The organism is Pseudomonas sp. LBUM1641, assembly GCF_059716235.1.
Map to the genome: position 1 here is coordinate 6,151,431 of NZ_CP166815.1, position 12,594 is coordinate 6,164,024.

Consider the following 12,594-nt stretch of genomic DNA (forward strand, 5'->3'; position numbering starts at 1 on the left):
AGATAATGGATGTGCGATCCCCTTTGGCCAGCATTGGCCTGTGCGCGGCGTTGCTGATGGGCAGCGGTTGCTCCCCAAGCGATGAACACAAGCAAGCCAGCCTCGAAGAGAAAACCGCCAAGTTCGAACAGTCCCTGGACGCCATCCAGGATCCCAAGCTCAAGGACGCGGTGTCCGAGCTCGGTGGCTCGCTGTTGCTGCTGGAGCGGGCACGGGCCAAGCTGGCCAGCAAGCCTATCGAGGCCGAGTACAGCGAAGACGCCCTGGCACTGCTCAAGCACTACCCCACTCCCCAGGCGTTGGTTGATACCTACATCAACGGCCTGTTTGTCCTGCGCAAGGCATCCCATTCGGACTACCTGACGGACCTGCAACCGATCTTCCCGTTCAACTTCAACATCCCGGACCAGTTCCCCTTCCCCCACGGCCTGGAGTGGCAGTCGGTCACCTTGAGCAACAACAAGGTCATCCCCTTCCAGCCGGAGTGGTCGGAAACCGATCCGGGCATCCAGTTGAGCCCTACCAGCTCCAACCTGACCAACCCCGATGACCTGACGGTGACTTACCCGTTCGTCGAAGGCATCGAGACTGAAAACAAAAGCCAGCCGCAGCCCGTCACCCTCAAGGGCAAGGTGGAAGTGATCGCGCCGCGTAAAGTCTTCACCTTCGACCTGTCGAAGAAGGACGTGGGCCGCAAGCGCACTGAAGAAAACGTCACAGTCACCCTGTTGACCCTGGAAAAGAACTACGCCGAGATCGAACTGACCAACAGCGCCCCGCTGGCGCCGGAAGTCGCGGACGAATCGCCTAACCCGCTGCTGGTGCAGGCTCGCGACACCACCGGGCAATTTCTCTCGCGCTCAGGCTCAATCAACGAGAACGCCGCGCAACTGGCGTTCTACGAGAAGCAACTGGCAGAGATGCAAAAGCAGACGGCCTGGTCCGACGCCTTCGAGAAGCAGCTGGAAGACGAGCAGAAAGCCTTCGAACTCAAGCAGGGCAGCCACTACGCCAAGGTGTACTTCAATGGCTTGATCGACAATGTGCAAGTCAGCGTGCTCGACTTTTCCCAGGCCACCGTGACCCGCAAGGACCTGGACCTGCCCGTAAGGCGCTTCGACAAAAACAGCTTGGAGAAAACCGTACAGCCCCTGCCGATGCCGGTCACCGTGTATGACGACCAAGCCGCGGACTGGCTCAAGGACGCCACCCTGTCCGAAGACCAGCTAAAGAAAAGTGTCACCATCAACCAATCGGTGGATGACGCCAGTGCGGCGCACATCGAGTTCGATCACCCCTACACCTTCAACGACGACCTGCTGGGCGACGACCGCGGCGGTGGTGACGCTCCCGTGACCTTCCTCACCGCCAACGACGAAGGCAAGCTCGGTGAGCCCATCGAACTGCCCGCCGAAGCCTACGAGGTCGATCCGGGGCGCGGCACCATCACCTATGACCTGAACCTGTTCCCCGAGAATCCGGGTTTTGCCGTGGGATCAATGCCACTGTTCCTGGCCACCATCGAAAAAGGCAGCCTCACGGCTGGGCAGTTGCCCAAGGGCCTGGAGCTGAAGGATAACGCGCTGATTGTCGACCAGAAGCTGTTCCCGTCCGATAGCTGGCGGTTCTATGCCAAGGATGCCAGCGGCAACTACTTGAAAGAAATTCTCGGGGTCAGCCACCGCGCCGAGGAGTACGGCACGGCGCTGTTCGACGTGCATTACTTCTACGGCCAGCCGACCACGCTGGAAACCTACCAGCGCACCGGTCTGGACACGGTGCAGTATGGGTTTGAGGTGAAGCTGGACAAACCCGAGGCGACCCCTGCCCCCAAGCCATAGAACACAGCTGCTACGGGGAGTGCGGTTAGCGGATATCGCTCAGCGCCGTCTGCCGCCCGCCATTGAGCTGTCGCAAGTGCGCCTGCAGGTGCAGGCACCAGATCTGCGGGTCGTCGGCCAGCTCATACCCGTGCAGGGTCAGGCTCTCGACAATCGAATCAAGGATGGTTTGTGCCACGAAAGGTCCATGAAACGGGCCTTGGGATTTGATGGTGGAAGGCTGTTCACCCGTCATTCCGGCGGCAAACAACAAGGTCCACATCCCGGTATCCCCGGCGAGAGGGCGAATGGAACATTCGATACGAGTAACCAGGCCCAGGCACTGGCGGGTGAGGCAGAGGTTGCGCGACATGGCGGCGACCCTCGGTAGATCCGGTATTCAGCCTCGCAGGGCAAGACTGTTTCTATCCAGCGACTCCTGTGGATATCCCTTGAGCTGAGAATAGAAGAAACCCGGTACAAACCAAGGCCGGGGGACCAACGGACGACTGCCGTCACGACGGCGTCAAAAATATGCCGAAGGGGCCTGAAAACAGGCCCCTTCGGTAGTTATTACACCGGTTTGGCTTCTGCCAACGCCTCCTGCGCCAGCTCCTTCTCGGCTTCCTTCAGATCATCTTCACTGATCATCTCGGCAATCGCCCGCAAACGCTCCACCACCCGCGCATTGACGCTGCCTTCCGGGAATTGCCCCTCCTCGTCGGGCGAACCTGCAGGCTCACCCACCAGCAGGCTCAAGGCCTCGTCGGCCTGACGTACCGCGTAGACATGGAACTGCCCCTGCCGCACAGCCTGCAACACCTTCTCATCGAGCATCAGCGTCGCGACGTTGGCCTGGGGAATGATCGCCCCCTGCTCGCCGGTCAGCCCGCGGGCTTCACAGAGGCGGAAGAAGCCTTCAATCTTCTCGTTGACCCCGCCCACCGCCTGCACTTCACCAAACTGGTTGATGGAGCCGGTGATGGCAAAGCACTGCTTGAGCGGCGTTTTCGACAGCGCCGAAATCAAGGTGCAGGCCTCGCCCAGAGAAGCGCTGTCGCCGTCGACATAACCGTAGGACTGCTCCAGGGCGATACTCGCCGAGATCGCCAACGGGAATTCCTGGGCATAACGGCTGCCCAGGTAACCGGTGAGGATCATCACGCCCTTGGAGTGGATCGGCTGGCCGAGGTTAACTTCACGCTCGATATCCACAATGCCGCTGCCGCCCGGGTACACCGAGGCAGAGATCCGCGCCGGTACACCAAACGCCGAGTCACCCACCTCCAGCACCGTCAGCCCGTTGCACTTGCCCACCGCTGCACCGGCGGTGTCGATCAGGATCACCCCGGCGAGCATGTCGTCGAGAATCCGCGCCGACACCCGCCCGGTGCGCGTGGCCTTGGCCTTGAGCGCACGCTCGATGTGCCCAGCGTCGGTGCGCTCATCACCCGCCAGGTGACGAATGAAGTCCGCCTCGCTGACCAACTGGAACAAATCACCGATACGCGCCGACAAGCGCCCCTGGTTCTCCGCCAGCCGCGCGCTGTAGGTCGCCAGCCGTGCCACGGCATCCGAGGTCAACGGCGCCATGCCTTCTTCCGAGGTGCGGGTTTTCAGCAACTGGGCGAACTGCTCCAGGCTTTCATCCACCATCGGAATGTCTTCGTCAAAGTCCACCAGCACCCGGAACATCTCCTGGAAGTCCGGATCTGCGTCCTGCAACGCGTAGTACAGCTGGCGGGAGCCAATGATGATGACCTTGAGCTGCAACGGGATCACTTGCGGGTTGAGGGTCACCGTGGCCAGACGGCCCAGTTCGCCCAACGGTGACTCCATCTTCAGCTTGCGCGATTGCAGGGCTCGCTTGAGGGCGTCCCACACGAACGGCTCGCTGAGCATTTTCTCGGCTTCGAGGATCAGGAAACCGCCATTGGCACGGTGCAGCGCACCCGGCCGCAACTGGCGGTAAGTCGTGTAAAGCGCGCCCTGGTCGGTGCTGTATTCAATACGGCCGAACAGGTTGTCGTAGGTCGGATGCGGCTCGAATACCACCGGCGCGCCACCGTTGACCGGATGGCCTACCACCAGACTCGGGCAGTACTGCTCCTCCAGCAACTTGCGGGCCTGGGCATCGGTTTTCGCATCGTCCACCAGTTGCTCGACCACGGTTTTCAGCAGGTAGACCTGCATTGCCTGGAGGTAGCCGCAGACTGCCGCGTTCTCCGCATACTTCTCGGACAGCGGCGACAGCAGTGGCTGCAAAGCCAACGTGATGGTTTCTTCGTTGAACTGGCGCATCTGGTTGTTGGACTCGCGCTTCCACTGGGGCAGGCTGGCGAGTTCTTCGTTGAGGCGTTCTTCCAGTTCGGAAATATCAGTGTGGAAACGCTCGCGGTCAGCTTCCGGCAACTGCGAGAATTCAGCCTCGTCCAGAGCCTTGCCGTCGAGCATCGGGGTGAACGCAATGTTGGTGCTGTCACGGTACAGCGCCACGTCCTTTTCCAGGGCCAGGCGCTCGATGACGTCCAGAGCACGGTCGTAGCGCTGGTTGAAAGCACGGTCGATAGCGCTTTTGCGCTGTTGATAGGTCGGGTGTTCAAACACGGCCGGAAAGGTCGCGACCAGGTTGTCGATCAGGCCATTGATATCGGAGATGAACGCGGCAGCACCGCCCGCAGGCAGTTCCAGCGCGCGGGGTTCGCGAGGCTCGTCAAAATTATTGACGTAGACCCAGTCGGCCGGGGTCTGCAGGCGCTTGCCTTCGGCTTTGAGGTAGCGTTTGACGAACGAAAAGCGCCCGGTACCGGGCTCGCCCATGACAAATACGTTGTAACCGGGGCGTGGCATGGCCACACCGAACTGCAAGGCTTCGACCGCACGTTCCTGGCCAAGCACACCGCGAAAGGGCTCCAAATCATTGGTGGTCGAGAAGCTGAACTGTTCAGCGGAAAAAGGACGAGTCAGCGCTTCGGGCGCTAGACGCAAGCTGGCAGCAACAGGATCAGGCATCGGGCTTCCTTACATCAGGCGGGGCAGATGACGGCATTCTGGCGCCGGGTTGGGCCGGCTGGCAAGGACGGCTTAGGGAAAGCATAGACCCAGGTTTGAGGCTGTAAAAAAACCGAGTGTTTCCGGCTTGTTTCATAAAAAGTCACGGAACCCTTGGATCATGCCTAAACTCCAACCTGCTGCGGGTTGGACTAATAACCGACCCCTAGGGTGCTGTCAGGCACCTGAACCCTTGTCCATTGGTTTGCACACAAAGAGAACAAAGCTATGAAACGGATCCTTCTCGGTACTCTCTTCACCGTCGTCTCCCTCAATGCAATGGCAGAAGCGCCAGGTGGCCCGAACTGCGGTTGGGGCAACATGTTGTTCGAAGGCCAACGCGGCACTCCGGCTCACTTCCTGGCCTCCACCACCAACGGTACCTCCGGTAACGCCACATTCGGCATGACCTCGGGCACCAACGGCTGTAGCACCAACAGCGCACTGACCTACGGTGGCAAATCGTGGATTGCCATGAATGGCATGATGAACGAGCTGTCCGAAGACATGGCCAAGGGTAACGGCGAAGCGCTGACTACCTACGCCGTGGTACTGGGCGTTGCTCCTGAAGACCGCGAGCACTTTGCCGCTGTGACTCACGAGCACTTCCAGCAAATCTTCAGCAAGGCTGACGTAACCGCTGATGACGTGCACAACAACACCCTGGCAGTACTGAAAGGCGACACCCGTCTGGCGAAATACGCTACCCAGGCTTAAGCTCGACCTGCCCGTGCCTTTCGAGGCACGGGTTTTATTATTTTTGGACCTGCCTCCCCTTTGGGTCTTTTTATCTCGACTTAAGTTGCCCACATGCTCAAACGCCTTGCCTACCTGGCACTCTTCGCCTGCGCCCCGCTGTATGCGGCGCCGCACCTTGATGATCAACGTTTGCAGCAGTTGGCCAACGACCCGTTCTGGCTCTCGCTGGGGCATTACGAATCCGGCAAGTTCGAAGGCTGGCGCAGTTATGTCAGCGACAAGAAATTCTTCCTCGCCCCCGATGGCGCCCACCATCCGGACCAGGAGCTGAAGGCCACGGTAGAGGCGTTGTATGCCCCGGCCAGCCTCGGCGAAAAACACGTCCAATGCGTTTATCCTGCACGTACCCGTTGGCTCAAGGACCAGTTGCACCTGACTGACTTGCCAACGCTGGACTGCAAGGAATTCAAGCAATGGTTCAAGGACGTTGCGCCCCACAGTGCGGTGATGATCTTCCCGGCGGCTTACCTCAACAGCCCGTCGTCAATGTTCGGCCACACCCTGCTGCGCATCGACCAGGCTGACGTGCAGAGCAACAACACCGCCCTGCTCAGCTACGCGATCAACTTTGGCGCCTATATCGAAGGCTCGGACAACAGCATCCTCTACGCCTGGAAAGGCCTGATGGGTGGCTATCCGGGGCTGTTTGCACTGGTGCCCTACCAGGAAAAGCTCTCGGAATACCGTAGCCTGGAGAACCGCGACCTGTGGGAATACCGCCTGAACCTGACCCAGGTCGAGACCGAGCGCATGGTTGAGCACGTGTGGGAGCTCAAGCAGATCCAGTTCGACTACTTCTTCTTCGACGAAAACTGCTCTTATCGCCTGCTGGAATTGCTGCAAGTGGCCCGCCCGAGCCTGCGGCTGACCGAACAGTTCCCGCTGACCGCCATTCCTACCGACACGGTAAAAGCCGTGAAAGAAGCCAGCCTGGTAGAAAAAATCGACTATCGCCCTTCCCGCGAACGGGAACTGCTGGAACGCGCCAAGCCGCTGGACAGTGACGAGCAGCAATGGGTGCTGAAGATCAGCGACGACCAGAAACAACTGCAAGACCCGACCTTCAAGGCCATCGCCAAAGACCGCCAGGCCCTGATCATCGACGCCGCTTACCGTCTCGGCCGCTATCGCGCCAACGGCCTGGAGCGCAACACCGCGCGCTCCCAGCGCAGCTTCGAACTGCTGCGGGCGATCAACCAGAACCCTGCACCAGACCTGAAAATCGAACGCCCCGGTCTCCCCGAAGACGGCCACGAATCCCGCACCTGGCAAGCCGGCATCGGCACCCGGGGCGACAAGGCCTTCGGCGAATACGGCCTGCGCATGGCCTACCACGACCTGAATGACAACGCCGAAGGCTTCCCCTTGGGCGCGCAGATCGAAATCCTGCAAATGAAACTGCGCCAGTACGAAGGCAATCACTGGCAGTTGCAGCAACTGGACCTGGCGACCATTCGCTCACTGACCCCGCGCAATGAACTGCTGCAACCCTGGTCGTGGCAAGTGACCGGTGGCCTTGAACGCGTACCGGGCAAGCATGACGACGAGACCCTCGTCAGCCACGTTAACGGCGGCGCCGGCGGCACCTGGCAACTGCGCGACGACATGCTCGGCTTCGCCCTCGGCACCGTGCGCGTGGAACACAACAGCGACTTTGGCGAAGCCATCTCCCCGGCGGCCGGCTTCAACACCGGCGTGCTGTGGCGAAACCCGCTGGGCAACCTGAGCCTGGAAGCCAAGGGTGATTTCTTCACCAATGGCGAAGTACGGCGCAGTATCAGTCTGAATCAACAGTGGGAACTGTCGCGCAACCTGGGGCTGAGATTGAGTGCGCAACGGGAATACAGCCACCTCGCGACACCGGTGAATGAGGTGATGCTAGAGGTGAAGTGGTATCACTATTAATCCATCAGGAGCTTCAACCGACATGGCCGTCAACTGCACCAGCCTTGAGCAAGTCCGGGAAAACATCGACCGTCTTGATCGCCAGATCGTTACGCTGCTGGCCGAACGGGGCGGCTTTGTCTTCCAGGCAGCTCGCTTCAAAAAAGACAGCGATGGCGTTAAGGCACCGCAGCGGGTCGAACAGGTAATTGCCAAGGTTCGCGATCTCGCTGATACCGCTGGCGCCAATCCGGACGTCACAGAGCAAGTCTATCGGGCGATGATTGCAGCGTTCATCCAGCAAGAACTCGCAGAGCACGCCGCCCTGACACCAGACTGAACCACACAATAACCTTGTGGCGAGGGAGCTTGCTCCCGCTGGGCTGCGCAGCAGCCCCAAAACCAGACACCTCACCCTCTCTGGAATATCTCAATACCCTGAACAGGGGCCGCTTCGCGCCCCAACGGGAGCAAGCTCCCTCGCCACAGGGGACCCGTGATCGCCCGAAGAAGCAGCGTCACACAGATTTCTCACATCCGTTTCACATACCCCGAACGAATCCACTCCTACACTTCTCCTATCAGCCGTTCAACGGCCAGGGAGCAAGCGATGTGGCGATACGCAGCAGTGCTGGGCCTGTTGGCCCTGCTTTCAGGTTGCCAATCAACCCATGAAGACTTGCTGGCCAAGGGTTACCCGCCCGCCTTCGCCGACGGCTACGACGACGGTTGCAGCAGCGGCCGCCAAGCCGCCGGGGTGATCACTGGGGAATTTCGCAAGAATGTCCCCCGCTACCTGAAAGACCGCACCTACGCCGAAGGCTGGGATGATGGCTTTCGCCAGTGCAAGGCCATGCGCGAAAACGAAGACCTGACTGACTACAAGAACCGCCACTGGGACGACCGCGAACGCGCCTGGCAACAGGAAAAAGACCGCGACGCCGCACGAGCCTATCGCTCTCGATAGGTCGCTTTCAGACATCCAGCGAAACTTAACCCCTGCGACCATGGCCCAAACTCCATAGCAGGAGAACGCCATGAGTCGAGCTTTCGTCAACGAAGACAGCGCCGCTGCCCAGGCCAGCCAACCGGTGGAACGCCAGGTCAGCGAGCAACCCAATCACCTCACTGCCCGTGGGCTTGCGCAGTTGCAGGCCAAGGTGGCGCAGTTGCAAAGCGAACACAGCGAAGAGTCCGCCAAGGGTGAGCAAGCCGATAAACAGCGCCAGGCCGACCTTGAGCGGGATTTGCGTTACTTCAACCAGCGCCTGCAAAGCGCACAGGTGGTGGCGCCAGCAACCTCCACCGAGAAGGTGCAGATCGGCAGTTGGGTAACGTTTGCCAATGAACAGGACGAAGAGCAGCGGATTCAACTGGTGGGCGAAGACCAGGCCGACGCCACGGTGGGCCTGATCAACTGGGGTTCGCCCCTGGGTCGGGCGCTGCTGGGTGCGCAGGTGGGTGACGAGGTGCTGTGGAAGCGCCCCGTCGGCGATCAGTTGATCGAGATCCTGCGCATCGAGCCCGAGGCTTAGACGATGCCTTGGGCCAGCATCGCGTCCGCTACTTTCACAAAGCCTGCGATATTCGCGCCCTTCACGTAGTTGACCCGACCGTTTTCTTCGCCGTAATGCACGCAGGCATGGTGGATCGACTGCATGATGTTGTGCAGCTTGCTGTCCACTTCGCCAGCGGTCCACAGCAGGCGCATGGCGTTCTGCGACATCTCCAGCCCGCTCACCGCCACACCGCCGGCATTGGAGGCCTTGCCCGGTGCGAACAGGATGCCTGCGTCGATAAAGATATCCACAGCCTCCAAGGTGGTGGGCATGTTGGCGCCTTCGGCCACGCACGCGCAGCCATTGCGCAACAGGGTGCGCGCCGCTTCGGCGTCCAGTTCGTTCTGGGTGGCGCAGGGCAGTGCGATGTCGCAGGCCAGTTCCCACGGTGCTTGGCCGGCGCGGAATTCCAGGCCGAAACGTGGAGCCAGTTCGCTGATGCGCCCGCGCTGGACGTTTTTCAGCTCCAGCAGCGCCGACCATTGTTCCTCGGTCAAACCGCTTTCGCAATAAAGGGTACCTTCGGAGTCGGACAGGGAAATCACCTTGCCGCCCAGGTCCATGACCTTGCGCGCCGCGTATTGAGCGACGTTGCCGGAACCGGAGATGGCCACGCGCTTGCCTTCGACACGCTGGCCGTTGCGCTTGAGCATTTCTTCAGCGAAGTACACGCAGCCAAAACCGGTGGCTTCCGGGCGGATCAGGCTGCCGCCGTAGCTCATGCCCTTGCCGGTCAGTACCGAGGTGAACTGGTTGCTCAGGCGCTTGTACTGGCCGAACAGGAAGCCGATCTCCCGGGCGCCCACGCCGATATCACCGGCGGGCACATCCACGTCTGAACCGATATGGCGATACAGCTCGCTCATGAACGCCTGGCAAAAGCGCATCACCTCGGCGTCGCTCTTGCCCTTGGGGTCGAAGTCCGAGCCGCCCTTGCCGCCGCCCATGGGCAGCGAGGTCAGGGAGTTCTTGAAGGTCTGTTCGAAGGCGAGGAATTTCAGCACGCCCAGGTTCACCGACGGGTGGAAGCGCAGGCCGCCCTTGTAGGGGCCGATGGCGCTGTTCATCTGGATCCGGAACCCGCGGTTGACTCGTACTTTGCCCTGGTCATCTTCCCACGACACCCGGAACACAATCGCACGCTCCGGCTCGCAGATGCGTTCCAGGATGCCCGAGTTCAGGTAATGGGGATTGGCTTCAAGAAACGGCCACAAACTGCGCAGTACTTCTTCCACGGCCTGGTGGAATTCCGGCTGGTCGGCGTCGCGTTTCTTGAGGCGGGCAAGGAAGGATTCAACGGATTCGATCATGAAAAGTCTCGGCAAATTTATTGTCGTTAAAGGAGATTTGTCCCGGACTTTATCAATTCATGTCGCACCGCGACAGGGCGAAATGTCGCTTTTGTGAATTTAAATGGTGCATTAGATATAAATAAAGGCGTTTTTTGCACCTTAATGAGGATTTCAATCCAGACCTTGCACCAACAGTTAACCCGCTATCGCAGGCAAGCCAGCTCCCACATTTGATCGATTACATCCAAGACAATGCGGTCAACTGTGGGAGCTGGCTTGCCTGCGATGCAGACGACGCGGTCCACCTGAAAACACGCAAAAAAAAACGGAGCCCGAAGGCTCCGCTTTTTCAAACCACCAACCCGAATCAGGCCAGTTTCTTGTGCCGTACACGATGCGGCTGGGCAGCGGCCTCGCCGAGGCGTTTCTTGCGATCGGCTTCGTATTCGGTGTAGTTGCCTTCGAAGAACACCGCTTGGGAGTCGTCTTCGTACGCCAGGATGTGAGTGGCCACACGGTCAAGGAACCACCGATCGTGAGAGATCACAATGGCGGCGCCCGGGAAGTCCAGCAGGGCTTCTTCCAGGGAACGCAGGGTTTCAACGTCGAGGTCGTTTGACGGTTCGTCGAGCAGCAAGACGTTGCCGCCTTCTTTCAAGGTCAGGGCCAGGTGCAAGCGACCGCGCTCACCACCGGACAGGTCCTTGACGAACTTCTGCTGGTCGCCACCCTTGAAGTTGAAACGGCCCACATAGGTGCGCGACGGGATTTCGTAGTTGCCGATACGGATCTGGTCGGAACCGTCGGAAATCTGCTGGAACACCGTTTTGCTGCCGTCGAGGTCGTCGCGGCTCTGGTCCACACAGGCCAGTTGCACGGTTTCGCCGACTTCGATGGTGCCCGAGTCCGGTTGTTCCTTGCCCATCAACATGCGGAACAGGGTGGATTTACCCGCACCGTTACCGCCGATCACGCCAACGATGGCGCCTTTTGGCATGGAGAACGACAGGTTGTCGATCAACACGCGGTCGCCGTAGCCCTTGCAGACGTTCTTGAACTCGATGACCTTGTCACCCAGGCGCGGACCGGCCGGGATGTAGATTTCGTTGGTCTCGGAACGCTTCTGGAACTCCTGGGACTGCATCTCTTCGAAACGCGCCAGACGGGCCTTGGATTTCGACTGACGCGCCTTGGCGCCTTTACGCACCCATTCCAGCTCGTCTTTCATGGCCTTTTCATGGGCAGACTGTTGCTTGGATTCGGCGGCCAGACGGTCGGACTTGGCTTCCAGCCAACCGGAGTAGTTGCCCTCGTAAGGGATACCGGCGCCACGGTCGAGCTCGAGGATCCAGCCGGCCACGTTGTCCAGGAAGTACCGGTCGTGCGTGATCGCAACCACGGTGCCCGGGAAGTCGTGGAGGAAGCGCTCCAGCCAGGCGACGGAATCGGCGTCCAAGTGGTTGGTGGGTTCGTCGAGCAGCAGCATGTCGGGGGCCGACAGCAGCAGGCGGCACAGGGCCACACGACGCTTTTCACCACCGGACAGGTGCTCAATCTTGGCGTCCCACGCCGGCAGGCGCAGCGCATCGGCGGCAACTTCCAGCTGGCGGTCCAGGTTGTGACCGTCACTGGCTTGCAGGATGGCTTCGAGCTTGGCCTGTTCTGCCGCCAGTTTGTCGAAGTCGGCATCTTCTTCAGCGTAGGCCGCGTAGACCTCATCCAGGCGCGCCTGGGCGTTCTTGATCACGCTGACGGCTTCCTCGACCACTTCACGCACGGTCTTGGTCGGATCCAGGATTGGCTCTTGCGGCAGGTAGCCGATGTTCAGTTCGGGCATCGGGCGGGCTTCGCCGTCGAACTCGGTGTCGACGCCGGCCATGATTTTCAACAGGGTGGATTTACCCGAACCGTTGAGGCCGAGCACGCCGATCTTGGCGCCCGGGAAGAAGGACAGAGAAATGTTTTTCAGGATTTCCCGCTTCGGCGGAACAACTTTTCCCAGCCGATGCATGGTGAAGACGTATTGAGCCATGGTGAACCTAGCGTCAGTGACTGATGAATTAAGCGGGCGAAACCCGTGCCAGGCCATGCGCGGCGCGGGCCGTTGACCATGATCAATGCCTGCGTGCGGTAGAAGCCTGATTGTCTGGGGCTGGAACGCCCTCGCGTAACCGGCAAAGCTACCTGAATGCGCATGGGCAGTCCAGCCAAGCGGGGCTGGCACTTTGC

General features: G+C 60.1%; 10 protein-coding genes. 6 read left to right on the forward strand and 4 right to left on the reverse strand.

Annotated elements, in window-relative coordinates; translation table 11 throughout:
- Positions 1–5 precede the first annotated feature (5 nt).
- Positions 6–1,841 carry a hypothetical protein gene (locus ACA046_RS28350; RefSeq protein ID WP_497675379.1) on the forward strand — a complete coding sequence of 612 codons (1,836 nt, stop codon included), beginning with the start codon at positions 6–8 and terminating at the stop codon, positions 1,839–1,841.
- 25 nt (positions 1,842–1,866) lie between these two features.
- Here ACA046_RS28350 and ACA046_RS28355 read toward each other — a convergent pair whose 3' ends face one another.
- On the reverse strand, positions 1,867–2,193 hold the full coding sequence (locus ACA046_RS28355) for a PA4575 family protein (protein WP_076014017.1): 327 nt from the start codon (positions 2,191–2,193) through the stop codon (positions 1,867–1,869).
- A 200-nt stretch (positions 2,194–2,393) separates the two neighbouring features.
- Positions 2,394–4,832, reverse strand: coding sequence for a Lon protease family protein (locus ACA046_RS28360; RefSeq protein WP_497675380.1), 2,439 nt, complete (start codon positions 4,830–4,832; stop codon positions 2,394–2,396).
- Positions 4,833–5,099: 267 nt separating this feature from the next.
- Here ACA046_RS28360 and ACA046_RS28365 point away from each other — a divergent pair, with 267 nt between their 5' ends.
- From ACA046_RS28365 to ACA046_RS28385, 5 genes are all read left to right on the forward strand, one after another.
- Positions 5,100–5,588 carry a DUF3015 domain-containing protein gene (locus ACA046_RS28365; protein ID WP_177043372.1) on the forward strand — a complete coding sequence of 163 codons (489 nt, stop codon included), beginning with the start codon at positions 5,100–5,102 and terminating at the stop codon, positions 5,586–5,588.
- Between the two features lie 93 nt (positions 5,589–5,681).
- Complete coding sequence (locus ACA046_RS28370) at positions 5,682–7,535, forward strand: Lnb N-terminal periplasmic domain-containing protein (protein ID WP_497675381.1); 1,854 nt, start codon at positions 5,682–5,684, stop codon at positions 7,533–7,535.
- Positions 7,536–7,557: 22 nt separating this feature from the next.
- A complete protein-coding gene (locus tag ACA046_RS28375; RefSeq protein WP_459023915.1) occupies positions 7,558–7,854 on the forward strand; it encodes a chorismate mutase in 297 nt (98 codons plus the stop codon).
- A gap of 270 nt (positions 7,855–8,124) precedes the next feature.
- The gene (locus ACA046_RS28380; protein ID WP_497675382.1) at positions 8,125–8,481 is read left to right on the forward strand and encodes a hypothetical protein; all 357 of its coding nucleotides are present in this window, start codon (positions 8,125–8,127) and stop codon (positions 8,479–8,481) included.
- Positions 8,482–8,551: 70 nt separating this feature from the next.
- Positions 8,552–9,049 carry a GreA/GreB family elongation factor gene (locus ACA046_RS28385; RefSeq protein ID WP_309255500.1) on the forward strand — a complete coding sequence of 166 codons (498 nt, stop codon included), beginning with the start codon at positions 8,552–8,554 and terminating at the stop codon, positions 9,047–9,049.
- Here the strand turns inward: ACA046_RS28385 and gdhA are convergent.
- Complete coding sequence (gene gdhA, locus ACA046_RS28390) at positions 9,046–10,383, reverse strand: NADP-specific glutamate dehydrogenase (protein WP_497675383.1); 1,338 nt, start codon at positions 10,381–10,383, stop codon at positions 9,046–9,048. The genes ACA046_RS28385 and gdhA overlap by 4 nt on opposite strands.
- Before the next feature lie 349 nt (positions 10,384–10,732).
- Positions 10,733–12,397 (reverse strand): energy-dependent translational throttle protein EttA, encoded by a 1,665-nt coding sequence (gene ettA, locus ACA046_RS28395; protein ID WP_076014026.1) that lies wholly within the window; start codon positions 12,395–12,397, stop codon positions 10,733–10,735.
- Between the last annotated feature and the right edge of the window lie 197 nt (positions 12,398–12,594).